Raw genomic sequence first — 19,276 nt, 5'->3', positions numbered from 1 at the left:
GTTCACGTCGTGGCGGACGTTGCGCGGGGGGTGGGGTCGCTCGCCGGGTGCGCTCACTGTCGCGCTGGTCGGCGGGGGTGGCGATGCCGCGACTCCAGGGCGGGGTGCCCGCCCGGACATTGCGCGGATTATGTCGACCGGACCGATCAGACGGCGACTCGTCGTCGGGCCGCGCGTGCCGCGATCGACCGCTGCCGGCGCGGGGATCCACCACCGGGATCGGTTCGGTTTCGTCGTTCATTTCGCCGTTCAGTCTTTCATTCCCGGGTATGGGAAAGCTGAGAATGAGCTTTATCGGGTTGTGACATCCTGCACGATGACGGCCACGAATGCATACCCGCCGCGCGGGCTAGTCCGCTGCGGCAGCGCGGAATCCGAGGATCGCGCACAGGTTGTCGAGGTGGATGTCGAACACCTGGGCGCGGTCGGTGAAGGTCTGCGCGCCGTACATGTCGAAGACGTCGAAGCTGACCGCCCCGAACAGGCCCGTCCACACCGTCAGCGTGCGCGCCATCGCCCAGTCCGGCATCTCGAGCCCGAATTCGGCGCGGATGCGTTCGATGTCGGCCGCCAGTTCGGCCGGGGCCGCCGGGACGGGCTCGGGGGTCGCGAGTTCGCCCGTGCGGCAAGCGGTTTCGACGATGGTCAGCAGGGATCCGATCACCCGGGTGCCGGGGGCGGTGGTCTCCTGGGCGGGCGCGTCGTAGCCGGGGACGGGGGTGCCGAACAGCAGTCCGTAGCGGGCCGGTTCGGCCAGCGCCCAGTCGCGCACGGCGTGAGCCAGCACCCGCAGCCTGGCGGCGCCGTCGGCCGGGGCGCCGGCCAGGGCGGCGTCGACGGCGTCGGCCAGTTCGGTGTAGCCGTCGACGACGAGCATGGTCAGCAGTTCGTCGCGGCTGCGCACGTAGCGGTACACCGCCGAGGAGACCACGCCGAGATCGCGGGCGACGGCGCGCAGCGACAGCGCCGCGGCGCCGTGCACCGCGAGATGTTCACGGCCGATGCGCACGATTTCGTCCATCGTGCGGGCCCGGGCGCGGGATCGGGGTGTGCTCATGCTCCCAGCCTGCCATATAGAGAGCGGTGCTTACCAGAGTGATCGGCGATCTGGCGATTCCGGTCATACCCGGATCTGCACGCCGACCAGGCGAGACACCATTTAGGGGTACCGAGAGACACACCTAAAATACTCGGTAGTAGCGTTGATATTCGTCACCGGCGACACACACTCACGGAGGCCCGATGAGACACCATGCGCAGCCCGTTCCCGGGGCCGACCGGTTGCGGATGGCCCGCACCCCGCAGGAGCGGCCATGACCGCACACGACACCGATTTCGACGTCCTGATCGTCGGCTCCGGATTCGGCGGCAGCGTCACCGCGCTGCGCCTGGTCGAAAAGGGCTACCGGGTCGGCATTCTCGAGGCAGGTCGCCGCTTCGCCGACGACGAACTGCCCGAAACCAGTTGGGACCTGCGCAAATTCCTGTGGGCGCCCGCGCTGGGCTGTTACGGCATCCAGCGCATCCACCTGCTGCGCGATGTGCTGATCCTCGGCGGCGCGGGCGTGGGCGGCGGCTCGCTCAACTACGCCAACACCCTCTACGTTCCGCCGGAGCCGTTCTTCCAGGACAATCAGTGGCGCGACATCACCGATTGGCGCGCCGAGCTGACCCCCTACTACGAGCAGGCCACCAAAATGCTGGGCGTGGTGCGCAACCCGCACATCACCCCCGCCGACGAGGTGTTCAAACAGGTCGCCGACGACATGGGTGTCGGTGACACCTTCGTGCAGACCCCGGTCGGGGTGTTCTTCGGCGAGCCCGGCAAGACCGTGGCCGACCCGTATTTCGGCGGCGTCGGCCCGCAGCGCACCGGCTGCCTGGAATGCGGCGAATGTATGACCGGTTGCCGCCACGGCGCCAAGAACACCCTGGTGAAGAACTACCTGTATCTGGCCGAGCAGGCCGGAGCGCAGGTGCTGCCGCTGACCACGGCGACCGCGGTGCGGCCGCTGCCCGACGGCAGCTGGCAGGTCGACACCCGCCGCACCGGCGCGAAGATCCGCCGCTCACCGGCCTCCTACACCGCCGGGCACGTCGTCCTCGCCGCCGGCACCCGCGGCACCCAGAAGCTGCTGTTCGACATGCGCGACAAGGGAATTCTGCCCAAGTTGTCGCCGCGGCTGGGCGAGCTGACCCGCACCAACTCCGAATCCATTCTCGGCGCGGCGACCCGGACCGTCGATCCCGGCCGCGACTTCACCCGCGGTGTCGCGATCACCTCCTCCATCCACCCCACCCCCGACACCCACATCGAACCGGTCCGCTACGGCAAGGGATCCAATTCGATGGGGCTGCTGCAGACGCTGATGGTCGACGGCGGCGGCCGGATCCCGCGCTGGCTGCGTTTCCTGCTGGAGGTGCTGCGCCATCCGCTGACCCTGCTGCGCATGCTCAGCGTGCGCGACTGGAGCGAACGCACCGTCATCTCGCTGGTGATGCAGCATCTGGACAACTCCATCACCACCTACACCAAGCGGGGCGTGTTCGGCCGCAAGCTGACCTCCAAACAGGGCCACGGCGAACCGAATCCGACCTGGATCCCGGCCGGTAACGATGTCACCCGGCGTGTGGCGGAAAAGATCGGCGGCACCGCGGGCGGCACCTGGGGCGAGGTGTTCAACATCCCGCTGACCGCCCACTTCCTGGGCGGTGCGGCGATCGGCGCCGACCCCGAACACGGTGTCATCGACCCCTACCATCGCGTCTACGGCTATCCGACGCTCAGCGTCGTCGACGGAGCGGCGGTATCGGCGAACCTGGGTGTGAACCCGTCGCTGACGATCACCGCGCAGGCCGAACGCGCGGCCGCGCTGTGGCCGAACAAGGGCGAAAACGACACCCGCCCTTCGCAGGACAGCCCCTACCAGCGCATTTCCCCGATCGCGCCGCGCCGGCCCGTAGTTCCGGCCTCGGCGCCGGCGGCTTTGGTGTTGCCGATCGTCGAAATCAATCGCGACAGCGCCTGATTCATCCGCGCGCCCTCGATCCGGCCGCCGTGGCGATATCTCGCCACGGCGGCCGGATCAGTTCGCGGAGATGTGCGCGAAACCCATCGGCGAGGTCGGCGGCGGCGCGGACGTGAGCGGTGCCCGGAATTCCTGCAGCGCGGCGAGCACGTCGACGTGCCGCCCGGCATAGCAGCGCACCTGCGGTAGCGCGTGGGCGACCTCGCTGCGTTCCATCGCCTCGGCGTCGATATAGCCGATCGCGTCGAGTTCGATCCGCAACTGGGCCGCGATCCGGGTGATCGCCGCCGATTTGCGACCCCACCCGACCTCGACAGCGGCGAACAGCCCGTGCAGGCCGTGACGTTCCAATTTGTCGGTCGTCCAGGACCATTCGCCACGGCTGGCCACGGCGTGCATCACACCCCGGCCGGTCAGGGTGTGCAGCGCCCGCACCGCGTCCGGGCGTAGCGCACCACTGGTCGAATCGCAGACCACACCGTCCCACATGGTGTTGTCCAGTTCCCAGACAAGACATTTCACTGCCGGTGCTGTCATCTCGCCCCTACGGTCCACTCTCCTCAACACCCACCTCGGCCACGCCCGCGGGCACGGCCGATGGGTACACCGCCACCATCCAGGTACCGATTGTGCCGGACAAGCCCCCGCTTTCCTGGGCCGGTCCCGCGAGAGGTCATAGTAGGGATGCGGGGCCGCGCACACCAGCCCTGGCAAACCACTGGCTCGCGGCGCGGCTCACAGCGTCGGGATCACCAGCGGGACGGCTTCCACCGGATGCCCGGCCTGGATCGGCTCGCCGATCGAGGCCACCCGCCAGATGCCGCCGTCGCGATACACCTTCGCCACCACCATGCCGGTGTGTGGCCCGCCGCCGCGCAGATTGCCCCGCGCCAGCTCGGCGGTCGAGGACCCGTCGATCATGCGCCAGTAGCCGTTTCGGATGCGTTCGAAGGTGTGCCCCGCATACGAGGTGACCACGAAGACCACCGACGTCACCTGCGCCGGCAGCCGGGCCAGGTCCACGGTGATGACCTCGTCGTCGCCCTTACCGTCACCGGTCAGGTTGTCCCCGGAGTGGCGCACCGCACCGTCGCGGGAGGAAAGCTGCTGGTAGAACGCCACATCCACGAGTGTCTGGCCCACAAACAGCAGCGCCGAGGCGTCCAGGTCGATCTCGAGGGCGCGCAGCCCGCGCGGGCCGTGCACCTTCATCGGATCCCACCCGACCCCCATCTTCACCATCGACAGCTCACCCTTGCGGATCTGGTTGAGCGCCACCTCCTGGCCGGGCGCCAGCACCGCCGGGCCGCGATAGGGCAGATCGTCCGCCCCGCCGCCCACCGAGACCCCGTGCGCGGTCACCAGTGCCGCGAAGCCGGCCGGGAATCCGTGCCCGAGGGGGCGCACCTGCCAGGTGCTGCCGACACGGTCCAGATCGGCGACGATCACCGCCGGTTCCTCACCGAGGCCGTCGACGGTGTACTCGTACACCGCATTTCCGCTCGGATCGGCCACGATCAGCTGCGGCGGCGCGTGGTCACCGAAGCGATCCTGCTGATCCTCGAGCGAGGCCACGATCCGCACATGCTCGATTTCCGGTGGGAGCGAACGCAATCCGATCGACAGCTCCGGCCGCCCGGAGGCCAGGCGCACCCCGTGCGCGGCGGGCTGGTTGTAGAAGATCAGATCGGTTTCGTCACGGACCCTGCCGGCCGAATTCAGCAGCAGCGCCGAAACATCGACGGGTTCGCTGTGCCGGACGGATACGACGACCTCGTCGTGGGTCAGACGGTCCACCTGTCCCTTGGTCAACTGAGCGGCCACCCTTCCACTCTACGTCGAGTTCCCGCGGTATTCGGGCAACACGGGCGCGTCCGCCCCGCCGATTCCGGTACGCCCGGGCGTGGCGGGTAGCGTGAGCAGCGACGGTGGAGCGCGACGTCGAAAGGGACACGAATGAGGTCGGGGGCGCGACGAGCACCCGCTCGCGGGCCGCGGTGGGCCACGGCGGCCGCGGTGGTCTCGGCCGTACTCGCGGTGGCAGGATGCGGCAGCGACGACTCCGCGATCACCGAATCCGCCGGGCCCGCAACCACCACGGCCACACCGACCACCACGGCCACGCCGACACCCTCCGAGGCGCCGACCGGCCCGAGCGGCGGCGCGCCGACCACCGAACCCACCACCGATCCCTTCGCCGGCAGCCCGCTGATCGATCACACCGAATGGACCGACGATCCCGACGGCCGCCGTCTGCACGTCTACCCGACCGCCGCCGGGCGCGCCGACCAATTCCCCGCCGCCCTGGACCGCGCCTGGTCGGAGGTGCTCGCCGACTCCCCCGACGCCGATTCGCCGGGTATGTACGACCAATTCGAATGTCATTGGGTGTGGGCGCGAATGGTCGCGCCGAACAAGCCGAGCTGGAATCTGGAGCCGTGGCGCCCGGCCGTCGGCTACCAGGCCACCGTCCAGGCGATGTGCAATCCCGGCGGCCCCGATCCGGCCGGTAACTGACCGCGAAACTCTCCCGCTCCGACCACGTTCCGCGCTCCTGGACGATCGACCGGTGAAATGCGTTGTCCGCGATCGGGTTCGAAGGCCTCCGCGGCGATAGGTATCGTGGATATGGTCGCCAGCGTACGAGCCGAAGGGAGCGTCACGTTGCGGTCGCCGACCCCTCGGCCCGCGCACGCCCACCCGGCGAGCGCCCCGGCCTCCGCGCACACTCCCGCGCACACCACCGCCCGGATCCCTTCGCCCCCTGCGGGTGAACCGTCCGGCCGGGCGCACACCGAGACCGCCGCAGCGCGCGACCCGGCAGCCGTGCGCGACCTGTTCCCCGCGCTCACCGGCGACGGGCCCGTCTATCTGGACAGCGCCGCAACCACTCAGAAACCGCTGCCGGTGATCGAGGCGATCGAGGGCTATCACCGCCGCCACACCGCCAATTCCGGACGCGGCACCTATCCGTGGGCGACGACGCTGACCCGCGCGATCGAACAGGTCCGCGCCGATACCGCCCGCTTCCTGCACGCCGAGCCCGACGAGGTGGTGTTCACCGCGGGCGCGACGGCCGGCCTCAACGCGGTCGCGGTCGCCTGGGGGCTGACCACCCTCACCGACGGCGACGAAATCCTCTACAGCCCAAGCGATCACGCCTCCAACGTGTATCCGTGGCTGCAGTTGCGGGCCACGCTGGCCCATTTCGGCCGCCGGGTGCGGCTGGTCCCCTACCGGACCACCGCGCTGGGCGAGGCCGATATCGACGACATCGCCGCCAAACTCGGGCCACGTACCCGGCTGCTGACCGTCAGCCACCTCCACCACGTCTACGGTGCCCGCAACACCCTCGAGGAGTTGCGCGGCCGGCTCGACCCCCGGGTGTCGGTGTGTTTCGACTGCAGCCAGAGCGGCGGGCACATCCCGGTCGACGTGCGGGAGCTGGGCGCGGATTTCGCGGTGTTGTCGGCGCACAAGATGTTCGCCGCGCCCGGCACGGGAGTGCTGTTCTGCCACCGCCGCATCCACGACCAGCTGGGCCCGTTCCTGCCGGGCGGCAACTCCGGTGTGAGCGTGCGGGATTCGGCGCTGCTGCCGGCGCGGATGCCGCATCGCCTGGAGGGCGGAACCCACAACATCCCGGGCATCCTGGCTCTCGGGGAGGCCCTGCGGGTACTCGATTCGATCGGTATCGACACCGTCGAACAGCACAACCGGATGCTGACCCGCCGCCTCGTGGACGGTATGCGCGCACTGCCCGGGCTGCGCCTGCTGCCCGGACCCGCACACGCCCCGTGCGATACCGGATACGGCATCGTGTCGTTCACCCTCGACGGCATCACCGCCACCGACCTCGGCTTCGTGCTCTCGGAACTGGGTTTCCTCGTGCGCACCGGCGCGCACTGCGTCCCCTCCGGCGCCGCCGCCTCTACCGACGACGCCGAAGTGGTTGCGGCCGAAGTGGATTCGGTACGCGTGAGTACCCATGTCTACACCACGACCGAGGAGATCGACCGGTTCCTCGCTTGCCTCACCACCATCGCCACGGAGGTCCGATGACCACACGCCGCGAATCCGCCGCGCCCGCCGTCTCCACCGCCGATCCCCGCCCGGACTCCGGGGCCACCGTGGACACGGCGGCGGAGGGCAGCGCGTCGGATTACGATCGCCGCACCGCGTCTCGGATCCTCGCCGAACTGGCCCGTCCCGGTCTGTTCACCGCCGCCATACCCACCGCGGCGCGCACCGTCGCGGTCACCCGCACACCGTTGCGGCCCGAACCGGGCAGCCATCTGACGTTGTCGCAGCGGCTGTATCTGGAGTCGTTCATGCGTCCGTGCCGCGCCGATCAGGTCACCAGCGCCACCCATCGGGTGGTGTGGACCGACAGCGACGGCATTCCCAACACCGGCCACGTCCGCGCCGGCGGTCTCGGGCCGATCGTGCCGGTCGCGGTCCGCGAAACCGTGCTCGCCCTGTGGCACAGCCTCGACACCGATACCGCGCTGGCCGAACGGATCGCGGCGCTCGCCCCGCACGACCGCGCGGTTCTGGGCGCGACCACCACCGATCAGGATCCGATCGACGTTCTGCGCGTGGGCATCGAAGCGACCGGCCGGGCATTGGCACAGCACGCGCTGCTGGCCGAGTCCACACCGTATCGGACTGCCACCGAATTCGCTTGTGGGCTACGCGATTCCGGCATCTTCGCCGCGGTCGCCACCCGCTGGTACTGGGAGCAGCAGGCCTCCACCTATCGGCGCGGCATGATCGCGGCCGCCTTCGACAACCAGCCCGACGGCACCGTCCGCTACACCGCCGACACGATCGCCACCCTGCGCGCGATGAAGGACGCCACCATCCACGACGCCCACACCGTGATGCGCCGCGCCACGACCGAGGAGGGCCTGTCGGTGGAGGCGGCCATCGCCAGATATCACGATGAACTCGACCTGATCTCACGCCAATACGCGCTGCTGCCGCCGGGGGCGCGCCCGTCGTGCCTGGCGGCGATGCCGCATCGCGTCGACGGCGAACACTACAGTCTGCTGCCCGAGGTGGTCGATCGGTTCGTGGATCTGTTCACCCAGACCGTGTCCGGACTCGACATCATCGAAACACCCGATGCCACCGGCGATCTCGCGGGCACGGCCGGCCATCTGTTCTATGTGCCGGATATGAATTGCAAACACTGTGTGCGCACCATCGGCGGCGTACTGGAATCGATGCAGATCGCGGTGCACGAGATCGATCTGATCAGCAAACGGGTGCGCGCCGAATTCCGCAGCGCCCGCAACCGGCACCGGGCCTTCGAAGCGCTGCGCGACAGCGGTTACAACCCGACCCTCGCGGCCCCGGGCCCGGCCGAATGAGCGCACCGCCCGCGTTACCGGCGCTGCTGCATCCGCTGGTCCGCGCCTATCTCGACTGCCCGCATGCGCTCACCGCGGCCGTCGCCCGGTTCGGCACGCCGGCGCATCTGCTGTTCCCGCAGGTCTACCTCGACAATCTGCGACGGCTCCGAGCCGTAGCGATGCGGCATCGGCTGCGCCATCGAATCTGCTACGCGCACAAGGTGAACCATTCCCGGGCGCTGCTGGCGACCGCGCACCGTGCCGGAATCGGTGTCGATGTGGCCTCCGCCCAAGAGCTCGCCGCGGCCCGCGACGTGGGATTCGCACCCGCCGACATCGAGGTGACCGGGCCGAAGGGCAGGCGGCTGCTGAGCGCACTCGCCGGATCCGGTGTGACGGTGAACGTGGACAATCCGTGGGAGTTGCGCGAGCTGACGGCTCTGGCCGATCCGTCGGCACCGATCCCGGTGCTGTTGCGGCTGAGCGGATTCCCCGGCCCCGGCGGGCAGGTGGCGGTGAGCCGGTTCGGCATCGGCCCCGGCGAGGTAGCCGAACAGCTGACGCTGCTGACCCAGTGCCGGGATCGAATCAGCCTGCGCGGTTTCGCTTTTCATCTCGATTCGGGCGATATCGGTGAACGGGTGCGCGCGATGGAGGCGTGCCTGGGCTGGATCGAACGCGCCTACGCCCACGGCCTCACCCCCACGGTGCTCGACATCGGCGGCGGGTTCCGCCAGGTCTTCACCGCCGACGCCGACCGCTTCGACCATTACACGCTGGCTCTGCGGGAATCGCTGATCGGGCGCGGCGAGCCCATGAGCTGGGCAGGCAATACCTTCGGCTACACCGTCGACGACACCGGCGCCCACGGCATCCCGATCTTCCACAAATACGCCAACACGATGTCGGGGCCGCGGATGCTCGACGACCTGCTCGCCGCACCCCTGGCCGCGCACGGCGGGCAACCGCTGGCGCGGGTACTCGCCGACAACCTGCTGGAACTGTGGTGCGAACCGGGCAAGGCGCTGGCCGACCATGCCGGAATCACCGTGGCGGGCGTGGAATTCGTCAAACGCACAGTCGACGGCAGCATCGTGGTGACCGTCGACATCGGACGTGACACGATCACGCCCGCCGACCAGGAGGTGATGGTGGATCCGCTGCTGCTGCCCGGACCCGAATCCGCGGACCGCGCCGCCGACGATCCCGGCGGTCCGGTCGGGGTGTACATCGGCGGGCATCTGTGCCTGGAACGCGATCTGATCAGCAATCACAAGGTGTGGTTGCCGCGCCTGCCGCAGCCCGGTGATCTGCTGGTTTTCCCGAATACCGGCGCCTATCACATGGATTTGTCGGCAGCGCGCGCATCGATGCATCCACTGCCACCGAAGTTGGCCGTCACTTACGGCGACGACGGTTTCCACGTGGTGCCCGACGCCGACTATCGTCCCGGGAGGTCGTGATGCGCTACGACGACATCACCGGCCTGATCGGCGATACACCGCTGCTGCGGCTGGATCCGGCCGTGCACCGGCTGCCCGGGGTGGAACTGTATGCCAAGCTCGAGTTCTACAACCCGTTCGGTTCGGTGAAGGACCGCGTCGCCTGGGGCATGATCCGCGACGAGCTCGACGAGATCACCGCCCGCGGGCAGACCCTCATCGAGGCCTCCAGCGGCAACACCGCCAAGGCGCTGCGGTTGCTGGGCGCCCGCCACGGTGTGGGCCTGCACGCGGTCACCAACCGGATCAAGGTCGACGAGGTGCGCGATCTGCTGCAACTGTTCGGCACGCGCATCGAGGAGTTGCCGGGGCTGTCGGAATGCCCGGATCCGACCACCCCCAACGACGTCTACTCGGTGATCGAGACGACGATGGCGAAAAACCCCGGCGCCTACCATCATCCGTCGCAGTACACCAACGAGAAGAACATCGACGCCCACTACCACGGCACCGGGCGCGAGATCCACGACGATCTTGCCGCCGCCGGCATGGGCGCCGACTACCTCATCGGCGGACTCGGCACCACCGGATCCACCCGCGGCACCGCCACCTATCTGCGCAAACATCATCCCGAGCTGCGCACGATCGCGGTGGTGTCGCAACGCGGCGATTTCATTCCCGGTATCCGGTCGGAGACCGAGATGTGGGATGTGGGGTTGTTCCAGCCGGAGTTCTACGACCGGATCGTGACGATCGACGCGGCCCGGGCGATCGAGGCCACCCTCGAATTGGCCACCGGCTACGGCATTCTCGCCGGCCCCACCAGCGGCGCCGGATACGCCGCCGCGCTGGAGGTGTTGCGCGAGCTGCCGCCGCGACCGTCCCCGGTCGTGGCGGTGCTGATCGTGTGCGACCGCATCGAACCGTATCTGTCCTACATCAAGAAGCGGCGCCCGGACCTGTTCGGCCGCACGAGTTCCGTCGTGCCCGCACCCACCGACACGGAACTGGACGCCGTCCGCGAATTGTCCCCGGGCGAGTTGCGTGAACTCGACGCCACCGGCCGCCCGACGATCGTCGATACCCGCGGTGCGATGGCCTACCGGATCGGGCACATCCCGGGCGCGATCAACATCCGCGACGACCAACTCGACGACATGTTCGCCCACGGCGTGCCGTTCTCCCGCTCGCGCCCACTGGTTTTCGTCTGCCCCGTGGGTGATCTGTCGCGCCGCTTCGCCGCCGCGGCCGCCCGCGCGGGCTACGATGCGGCAAGCCTGGCGGGCGGCATCGTCGCCTGGCGCGACGCCGGGTTCGACCTGGAAAGCGCGGCGCCACCGGCGATCTGAGCATCGGCGTCCGGACGCTGCCCGCACACCGCCTTCCCACCGCCACCGCCCCCGCACGCGCGTGAAGGGGGCGGTGAGCACGGCTACCGTGGTTCGGTATGGCGGTGACGGTGCTGGTACCACACGAGATCGGGGTGGCGGCCCTGGCGCATCTCGACGGTGTGACCGCCTTGCGCTATCGCCACGGTGTGCTGCCGCCGGGCGCCGAGGCGGCGCGGGTGCTGATTCCCGATTTCCCGGCCCGCGCCGACACGGTCGCGCTCGCCCACCGGCTTCCGGAACTGGGTCTGGTGCAACTGCTCACCTCGGGCGCCGACGGCTGGGTGGGCGCACTGCCCGAGGGGGTGCTGCTGTCGAACGCGCGGGGCGCGCACGGCGACGGGGTGGCCGAATGGATTCTGGGCGCGCTGATTGCATTGTGCCGCGATTTCGCGGTTTTCGCCCGTGCCCGGCAGGAACGCCGCTGGGCCACCCGCCCCACCGGCACCCTGTACGGGAAGAAGGTGCTCATCGTCGGCGCCGGCGATCTCGCCCGCGCCCTGATCCGCGCGCTGGCGCCGTTCCGGACGCCGGTGACGATCGTGGCGAGGACTGCGCGGGCGGGAGTGCACCCGGTCGGTGAGCTGCCCGCACTGCTGCCCGACCACGACATCGTGGTGCTGGCGGTACCGGCGACCCCCCGCACCCGTGGGCTGGCCGATGCGAGGATGCTGGCCCGCATGCCCGACGGCGCGATTCTGGTGAACGTCTCGCACGGGCCGGTGGTCGACACCGCAGCCCTTGTCGCCGAACTGTATTCGCATCGGCTGCGCGCCGCGCTCGATGTCACCGATCCCGAACCGCTGCCACCGGATCATCCGCTGTGGGGTGCGCCGGGACTGTTTCTCACCCCGCATGTCGCGGGCGCCGGCAGTCACAGCACGAGCCGCGCCTACGCGGTGGCCGCCGCCCAGATCGAGCGGTTCCTCACCGGACGGATACCGGACAACCTGGTGAGCACACGGTAATCGGATGTCGTAAGTGGTTGCCGCGCATCGGCTTTCATCGCGGGCGCGGCCGGCGGATGTGTTCGGTCATGGCCTCGGCGATCGGCGCCGGCGGGGGCGCGGCCGGCGCGGCCTCGGTGCGGGCGTCGTGGGAGATGCGGATCAGCAGTGCCACGATCACATAGTTGGCCAGCAGCGACGATCCGCCGTAGGACATGAACGGCGTGGTCAGGCCGGTCAGCGGAATCAGCTTGGTCACACCGCCGATCACCACGAACAGCTGCCAGCCCACCGAGAACGCGAGCCCGCCGCCGAGCAGTTTCCCGAACGCGTCACGCGTGGCCAGGGCCGCGGCGAAACCGCGCACGGTGATCACCCCGAACAGCAGGATCACCGCCGTCAGCCCGAACAACCCCAATTCCTCACCGATGGTGGAGATGATGAAGTCGGTTTTGGCGAACGGCACCTCCTGCGGCCGGCCCGCCCCGAGTCCGGTCCCCCACAATCCGCCGGTTCCCAGCCCGAACAATCCCTGCGCGATCTGATAGCCGTTGGTGTAGTAGGTGGCCATCGGATCCTCCCAGACCCGCACCCGCACCCGCACGTGCGCGAACAGGTGGTAGGCGACCACGGCGCCGACCGCGAACATCGCCACCCCGATCAGCAGCCACGACGCCCGCCCGGTCGCGATGTACACCATCGCCAGCACCGTGCCGAACACCAGCAGCGAGAAACCCAGATTCTTCTCGTACACCAGCACCAGCACCGACACGAACGTCACCACCAGCAGCGGCCCCAGATCGCGCAGCCGCGGCACTGTGAAACCGAGCACCCGCTGCCCGGCCGCGCCGAACAGGTCCCGGTTGGCGACCAGGAACGCCGCCACGAAGATCAGCAGCAGCACCTTGGCGAATTCGCCGGGCTGAATCGAGAACCCGGAGAACAGGATCCAGCTCTTTCCGCCGTTGACCTCGCTGAAGCGGGCGGGTAGCACCGCCGGGATCAGCAACGCCACCACACCGGCCAGCCCGCACGTGTAGGCGTAGCGGGCGGGCTGCGTATGGTTGCGCACCACCACCAGCACCAGCGCGAACAACGCGATACCCGCTGCGGTCCAGATCAATTGGTGCGCGGCGTCCGACGACGGCGCGGCGACGCCCTGGGCTGCGGCGCTCGCGGCCTCGGCCCGGTCGAGCCGGTCGATCAGCACCAGCCCCAGCCCGTTGAGCAGCACCACGCACGGCAGGATCACCGGATCGGCGTGCGCGGCGAACTGCCGCACCGCCACGTGCGCCAGCAGCGTCAGCGCCGCGAACACCAGCAACGACCACTGCAGCGATCGGCCGTCGTCACCACCGGCGGCCGCGGACATGATCCACGCCGCGATACCCACCACGACCACCGCCGCGATACACAACATCAATTCCGTACGCCACGGCCGCCCGCGCACGATCGGTCCCGACGACATCCCGATCCGCAGCGCATTCATCGTGTCCAGTATGCGGATCACCGCCGCCGCGCGCCGCCCGGCCGTGCCGCGCCCGGACCGGCCGCGGTGCCCGGTTGCGCGAACTACCAGGATCGACTGGCACGATGAACGGGTGCATATCGCGTTCGGGGTTGTGGCCGTGCTCGCCGTGGCGGTCGCGCTGGCGGCGCTGGCCCGCCGCATCGGCATGGCCGAACCACTGCTGCTCACCGTCGCCGGGGTCGTCGCCTCCTACCTGCCGTTCGTCCCGCAGATCGACATCGATCCGGAGTGGGTGCTGCTGGGTCTGCTGCCACCGCTGCTGTACACGGCCTCGATCAGCACCTCGCTACTGGATTTCAAACCGAAGAAGGTGTCGATCACGCTGCTGTCGGTCGGCCTCGTGCTGGCCACCACCTTCGCGGTCGCGGCGGTGGTGTGGCAACTGCTGCCGGTGCCGTTCGCGGCCGCGGTCGCACTCGGCGCGATCGTCGCGCCGCCGGATGCGGTGGCCGCCATCGCGGTGGCCCGCCGGGTCGGGATGCCGCGGCGCATCGTCACTCTGCTCGAGGGCGAATCGTTGTTCAACGACGCCACCGCGCTGGTCGCGTTGCGCACCGCGATCGCCGCGATGGCGGGCAGTTTCAGCGTGTGGCAGGCCGGCGGCGACTTCGTCTACGCAGCCGCCGGTGGCGCGGTAATCGGCATCGCCGCGGCCGCGGTGCTGGTGCTGGTGCGCCGCCGCATCACCGATCCGGTGCTCGACACCGGCATCTCGTTGCTGGCGCCGTTCGCGGCGTATCTGCCCGCCGAGGCCGCCCACGCCTCCGGCGTGATCGCGGTCGTGGTGTGCGGGCTGATCCTCGGCCAGGGCGCCCCGGTGTGGCAGTCGGCGGCCTCCCGCGTGGCCGAACGCACGAATTGGCGGACCATCCAATTCCTGCTGGAGAGCGCGGTCTTCCTGCTGATCGGCCTGCAGGTCCGCCATATCGTCGACGACGCCTGGAACAGCGGACTCGACCACGCCACCATCGTGTTCACCGCGGTCGCCGTGCTGGTCACCGTCATCGTGGTACGACCGATCTGGGTTTTTCCCGCCACCTACTTCTCCTGGTTCGTCGAAAGCCGTCCTCGCGGCAAGCCCAAACCCACCTGGACCGGTCCGGCGGTGGTGTCGTGGGCCGGGATGCGCGGTGTGGTCACCCTCGCCGCGGCCACCCTGCTGCCCGACGACACCCCGCAGCTGGCGACGCTGAAACTGCTCGCTCTGGTCGTGGTCGGCGGAACGCTTCTGCTGCAAGGTATTTCGCTGCCGGCGCTGGTGCGGGTGCTGCAACTGCGCGGTCCCAGCCGCGCCGAGGACGCGCTGCAGGAGGCCGCGCTGTTGCAGCAGGCCACCACCGCCGGACTCGAGGCACTCGACGAGGCGGTCGCCCCCGAAACCCCGCCCGAGGTGGTGACGAGCCTGCGTGACCGGGTGGCGCGGCGCAGCCACGCGGCGTGGGAACAGCTCGGGCGCGCGGAATCGGTGCGCGTCACTCCCAGCGGCGAATACCGGCGGCTGCGGCTGGTGATGCTGCACGCCGAACGCGAGGCGGTGCTGCGCGCCCGCGACGGCGGCGGGATCGACCACGAGGTCCTCGAACAGGTGATGACCGCGATCGATCTGGAGGAGTCCACGATCGACCGGATCAGCGAGGCCGACGACGACGAGGCCGCGGCTCCCCTGTCCGCCCCGGTCTCCGGCGGCTGCGAGCACCTCGTCGCCGCCCCGCACACCCACACCCCCGACCACCCCGACTGCTGTTCCGAATGCGTCGCCGAGGGGCTGACGTGGGTACATCTGCGCATGTGCCTGACCTGCGGGCATATCGCCTGCTGCGATTCCTCGGTCGGCAACCACGCCACCAAGCACTTCCACGCCTCGACGCATCCGGTGATGCGCAGCGTGGAGCCCGGCGAGAAATGGCGCTGGTGTTATGTCGACGAAATCCTGGGCTGAACCCACCCGTTAGGCTCGGGACCGTGCGCACAGGTCAGGACTCCACCGACAACGACACCCGCATCTGGGGTGGTACCACGCTCACCGAGCGCCGCGAGGCGCGCCGGACCGCGTTGCTGGAGGCCGCGTTGGACCTGATCGGCGAGGCCGGGGCGGGCGCGGTCACCATGCGCGCGGTGTGCCGGCGCGCGGGGCTCACCGACCGCTACTTCTACGAAAGTTTCACCGGCCGCGACGATCTGCTGGACGTGCTCTACCGGCAGGTCGCCGACGACTTCCGGGAACCGATGACCTCCTTCGCCGCGGCCGCCGATCCCGACCGCGACCGCGAACTGGCCACGGTGCTGGTCGACAAGGTGCTCGCCGATCCGCGCAAATCGCGGCTGTTCCTGGTCGAACCGTATTCGAGCACCGGTTTGGGCCAGACCACGATCGCGGTGATGCCGACGTTCACCCGGCTCATCCAGGATCATCTGTTCACCGATATCGATGATCCGATGCGGCGGCGGATGGCCGCGGTCACCATGGCCTCGGGCAATGCCGGACTGTTCGCGGCCTGGCTCAACGGTTCGCTGCGCGCCGACCGCGATCAGGTGGTGGACCATCTGGTCGCGGTGATCGGGGCGTATCGGTCGATGTATCGCGACTGACTTCCCGCCCCGCGCCGATGAATTCCGGCCGCGGCGCTCGTCTGTCTCCGTGAGAGCCCGTGCAGGAGAGTCGAAGGAGCGACGAGATGGCGACAGTGGTGTGCGGGGCGAGTATGTCGCTCGACGGATATATCGCCGGGCCGGAGGAATCCGGATTCGAGCATCTGTTCGCGTGGTACGAGGCCGGTGACCGCGTCTACCCGAGCACCCATCCGGAGTTGCGGTTCTCGATGACCGAGGTCGACCACGACCATGTCGCGGCCTATCTCGACGCGGTCGGTGTGTTCGTGGTCGGGCGCCGGCTGTTCGACCTCACCGACGGCTGGGGTGGGACCCACCCGTTCGACCGGCCGATAGTCGTTGTCACCCACCGCATTCCGCAGCAGTGGATCGACTCGCATCCCGGGGCGCCGTTCACCTTCGTCAGCGACGGAATCGAGGCCGCGATCGAGCGCGCGGCCGTGATCGCCGGCAGCCAGGCGGTGGGCGTCAACGGTGGCACGATGGCCCGCCAGGCGCTCGAGGCCGGGCTGCTCGACGAGATCTGGATCGATCTGGTGCCGGTGCTGCTCGGCGGCGGCACACCGATGTTCGATCATCTCGGCGCCGCACCGCACCTGCTGGAGGATCCGGTTGTCGTGGCGGGCAGCCGGGTCACTCACCTGCGTTACCGGGTGCGCCGCTGAGTTCCGGGGTGCGGCGACGCGTCGGGCTCCTCCTGCGGTGCCGTGCCAGGACGGCCCAGATCGGCCGTGGGCGGCTCACCCAGGCGCGCGGCCATCCCGTCCAGGACGCAGACCAGCCCGAAGTCGAACGCCAGCGCCCGCGCCACTTCCGGATCCTGCGGTAGCGCGTCGCGGTAGTCGGCGCGCAGTTGCGGATAGTCCGCGGCCAGCTGGTCCATCGAGGCGAGCACCGATTGGTGGTCGACCTCGCCGCCGACGGCCTTGCGGTAGGTCAGTTCCGGAATCACCTGTCCCAGAATGAAACTCATCACCAGGGCGGTGGCCAGGTAGACGTCGGTGCCGGCGAATCCGGCCCGCAGGCAGGTGCGGCGCAACCGGTCGGTGAGCGCGAAGGCGTTGGGGCCGACGCTGGGCAGCTGTCCCAGCAGGCTCGCCGCCCACGGATGCGACCGGATGGTGCCGCGCAGACTGTAGGCGAAGGTGGTGAACACCTCCCGCCAGTTCGCGTGGTCGGGATCGGGTGTCTCGACCAGTCCCCACACCTCGTCGAGCGCCAATTCCAGGAGCTCGTCCTTGTTGGCCACGTACCAGTAGAGGCTGGTCGCGCCGGCGTTGAGGCGCGCGCCGAGTTTGCGCATGCTCAGTGCGTCGAGGCCGTCGGCGTCGAGCAATTCCACAGTGGCCGCGACGATCTGATCGCGGGTCAGCCCCGACCTCTTGGGCGGGCGGGCCTGCCGCGTCCACACCGAGCTGAACGGTTTGGTCACGGCACCACTGTAATTGCCTCGCACACTGTTCGAGTTTATCGTACGCTGCTCGAGTGGAATCGAACACTGTACGAGAATCTGCCGAGACGCCCTCGCGCGATCCCCGCCGCTGGTGGATCCTGGGTGTGCTCTGCCTGTCCCTGCTGGTGCTGATGATCGACGGCACCGTCCTCAACCTGGCCATCCCGTCACTGATCCGGGAACTGGGCGCGAGCCCGTCCGACATCCAGTGGATCCTCGACGCCTACGTCCTGGTCTTCGCCGGACTCCTGCTGACCGCCGGCAGCCTGTCCGACCGGTTCGGCCGCCGCCGCATGCTCATCACCGGACTCGCGGTGTTCGGCGCGGCGTCGCTGCTGGCGGTCCTGGCCAGCGAACCGTGGCAGGTGATCGCCGCCCGCGCCGCGATGGGTGTGGGCGGGTCGCTGCTCATGCCCTCGACCCTGTCGATCCTGATGACGACCTTCGAGGAGGACGAACGCCGCAAGGCGATGGCCGGCTGGTCGACGGTGTCGATGGTCGGCATCGTGCTCGGCCCCACCCTGGGCGGCTTTCTGCTGCAGCACTTCTGGTGGGGGTCGGTGTTCCTGCTCAACATCCCCGTCGCGATCGTCGCCATCATCGCCGCGGTGGTGCTGATGCCCGAAACCTACGGACAGCAACGCCCGGTCGACCTGGTCGGCGTGCTGCTGTCGATCGCGGCGCTCACCGCAACCGTCTACGTGATCATCGAACGCGAATGGAACATCCCCGTCATCGCGCTCGCGGTGGTGGCCGCGGCCGGATTCACCTACTGGGAGTACCGCTCGCCGCATCCGATGCTGCCGCTGGCGGTGTTCCGCAATCGCGACTTCACCGGCACCTGCCTGACGCTGCTGCTGATGGTGTTCGGCATGGGCGCGGTGATGCTGATGCTCACCCAGTACCTGCAGTTCGTCCTCGGATACGGCCCGATGAAAGCCGGGCTGGCGCTGCTGCCCTACGCCGTGGCCGCGACGGTGTGCAACGGCCTGGGCGCCACCCTCGGCAAGAAGCTGAGCAACAAGACCCTCATCGTCGCGGGCTTGGCGGTGATGGCCGGGGCGTTCGTCATCCTCGCCAACGCCGACAGCTACGCGTGGGTGCTCACCTCGATGCTGGTGATGGGTGTCGGGGGCGGTTTGGCCGGTCCCGCGGCCTATGCCGCGATCATGAGCGCGATCCCGCTCGAGCACGCCGGTGTGGGCTCGGCGATGAACGACACCATCCAGCAGGTGGGTATGGCGGTCAGCATCGCGGTGCTGGGCAGTGTGCTTGCGGGCGTGTTCACCTCGCACATGCCGGCCGACGTCCCGGCGGCGGCGCGGGAGAACATCGGCAACGCGTTCGCTCTCGGCTTCGGCGAACCGGCGAAGTCGGCGTTCACCACGGCCATGTCATACGGGGCGTGGATCAGCGCCGGTTTCAGTCTCGCGGCCGCGCTGCTGGGGCTGGTGCTGCTGCGCCACCGCGCCGCACAGCCGGCGCCGCAACCCGAACCGGCACAGGCCGGCTGAACCGG

16 protein-coding genes and 1 pseudogene are annotated in these 19,276 nt (G+C 69.2%); 11 read left to right on the top strand and 6 right to left on the bottom strand.

What is annotated here, in order from left to right; translation table 11 throughout:
• Window positions 1-241: pseudogene (locus RJ03_RS38075) on the bottom strand (hypothetical protein); the annotation flags it as partial.
• 108 nt (window positions 242-349) lie between these two features.
• Entirely contained in the window at window positions 350-1,057 is a 708-nt protein-coding gene (locus tag RJ03_RS11590; RefSeq protein WP_036501133.1) for a TetR/AcrR family transcriptional regulator, read from the bottom strand.
• A gap of 256 nt (window positions 1,058-1,313) precedes the next feature.
• Between RJ03_RS11590 and RJ03_RS11585 the strand changes: the two genes are divergently transcribed.
• On the top strand, window positions 1,314-3,029 hold the full coding sequence (locus RJ03_RS11585; protein WP_036501132.1) for a GMC oxidoreductase: 1,716 nt from the start codon (window positions 1,314-1,316) through the stop codon (window positions 3,027-3,029).
• Window positions 3,030-3,086: 57 nt separating this feature from the next.
• Here the strand turns inward: RJ03_RS11585 and RJ03_RS11580 are convergent, their stop codons facing one another.
• Window positions 3,087-3,566, bottom strand: coding sequence for an HAD-IIIC family phosphatase (locus tag RJ03_RS11580; RefSeq protein ID WP_036501131.1), 480 nt, complete (start codon window positions 3,564-3,566; stop codon window positions 3,087-3,089).
• Window positions 3,567-3,764: 198 nt separating this feature from the next.
• Window positions 3,765-4,853, bottom strand: a complete 1,089-nt coding sequence (locus RJ03_RS11575; protein WP_036501130.1) for a TerD family protein — start codon at window positions 4,851-4,853, stop codon at window positions 3,765-3,767.
• Between the two features lie 132 nt (window positions 4,854-4,985).
• Between RJ03_RS11575 and RJ03_RS11570 the strand changes: the two genes are divergently transcribed.
• From RJ03_RS11570 to RJ03_RS11545, 6 genes are all read left to right on the top strand, one after another.
• A complete protein-coding gene (locus RJ03_RS11570; RefSeq protein ID WP_051024575.1) occupies window positions 4,986-5,546 on the top strand; it encodes a DUF2599 domain-containing protein in 561 nt (186 codons plus the stop codon).
• A 147-nt stretch (window positions 5,547-5,693) separates the two neighbouring features.
• On the top strand, window positions 5,694-7,091 hold the full coding sequence (locus RJ03_RS11565; protein WP_245552247.1) for an aminotransferase class V-fold PLP-dependent enzyme: 1,398 nt from the start codon (window positions 5,694-5,696) through the stop codon (window positions 7,089-7,091).
• Window positions 7,088-8,404, top strand: a complete 1,317-nt coding sequence (locus RJ03_RS11560) for a heavy-metal-associated domain-containing protein (protein WP_245552246.1) — start codon at window positions 7,088-7,090, stop codon at window positions 8,402-8,404. Before RJ03_RS11565 ends, RJ03_RS11560 begins: the two co-directional genes overlap by 4 nt.
• Window positions 8,401-9,849 carry a type III PLP-dependent enzyme domain-containing protein gene (locus RJ03_RS11555; RefSeq protein ID WP_036501128.1) on the top strand — a complete coding sequence of 483 codons (1,449 nt, stop codon included), beginning with the start codon at window positions 8,401-8,403 and terminating at the stop codon, window positions 9,847-9,849. Before RJ03_RS11560 ends, RJ03_RS11555 begins: the two co-directional genes overlap by 4 nt.
• Window positions 9,849-11,177 (top strand): pyridoxal-phosphate dependent enzyme, encoded by a 1,329-nt coding sequence (locus RJ03_RS11550; RefSeq protein WP_036501127.1) that lies wholly within the window; start codon window positions 9,849-9,851, stop codon window positions 11,175-11,177. The genes RJ03_RS11555 and RJ03_RS11550 overlap by 1 nt, the downstream gene beginning before the upstream one ends.
• A gap of 98 nt (window positions 11,178-11,275) precedes the next feature.
• Window positions 11,276-12,184 (top strand): 2-hydroxyacid dehydrogenase, encoded by a 909-nt coding sequence (locus RJ03_RS11545; protein WP_036501125.1) that lies wholly within the window; start codon window positions 11,276-11,278, stop codon window positions 12,182-12,184.
• Window positions 12,185-12,218: 34 nt separating this feature from the next.
• On the opposite strand, the gene RJ03_RS11540 is transcribed toward RJ03_RS11545, so the two are convergent.
• Window positions 12,219-13,652, bottom strand: coding sequence for an FtsW/RodA/SpoVE family cell cycle protein (locus RJ03_RS11540; protein WP_083870756.1), 1,434 nt, complete (start codon window positions 13,650-13,652; stop codon window positions 12,219-12,221).
• Between the two features lie 112 nt (window positions 13,653-13,764).
• Between RJ03_RS11540 and RJ03_RS11535 the strand changes: the two genes are divergently transcribed.
• The 3 genes from RJ03_RS11535 to RJ03_RS11525 all read left to right on the top strand — a co-directional run bounded on the left by RJ03_RS11535 (window position 13,765) and on the right by RJ03_RS11525 (window position 16,969).
• Window positions 13,765-15,633, top strand: coding sequence for a Na+/H+ antiporter (locus RJ03_RS11535; RefSeq protein WP_036501123.1), 1,869 nt, complete (start codon window positions 13,765-13,767; stop codon window positions 15,631-15,633).
• 23 nt (window positions 15,634-15,656) lie between these two features.
• Window positions 15,657-16,283, top strand: a complete 627-nt coding sequence (locus RJ03_RS11530) for a TetR/AcrR family transcriptional regulator (protein ID WP_051024573.1) — start codon at window positions 15,657-15,659, stop codon at window positions 16,281-16,283.
• Window positions 16,284-16,369: 86 nt separating this feature from the next.
• Window positions 16,370-16,969 (top strand): dihydrofolate reductase family protein, encoded by a 600-nt coding sequence (locus tag RJ03_RS11525; protein WP_036501121.1) that lies wholly within the window; start codon window positions 16,370-16,372, stop codon window positions 16,967-16,969.
• On the opposite strand, the gene RJ03_RS11520 is transcribed toward RJ03_RS11525, so the two are convergent.
• Entirely contained in the window at window positions 16,951-17,736 is a 786-nt protein-coding gene (locus RJ03_RS11520; protein WP_083870755.1) for a TetR/AcrR family transcriptional regulator, read from the bottom strand. The genes RJ03_RS11525 and RJ03_RS11520 overlap by 19 nt on opposite strands.
• A gap of 53 nt (window positions 17,737-17,789) precedes the next feature.
• On the opposite strand from RJ03_RS11520, the gene RJ03_RS11515 reads away from it, so the two are divergent.
• A complete protein-coding gene (locus RJ03_RS11515; protein ID WP_036501119.1) occupies window positions 17,790-19,271 on the top strand; it encodes an MFS transporter in 1,482 nt (493 codons plus the stop codon).
• Window positions 19,272-19,276: the final 5 nt, after the last annotated feature.

Origin of the sequence: Nocardia aobensis NBRC 100429, from assembly GCF_000308375.1 — a bacterium.
Classification (GTDB): domain Bacteria; phylum Actinomycetota; class Actinomycetes; order Mycobacteriales; family Mycobacteriaceae; genus Nocardia; species Nocardia aobensis.
Note: the sequence above shows the minus strand (reverse complement) of the source record. Positions and strands in the feature narration are given on the sequence as shown.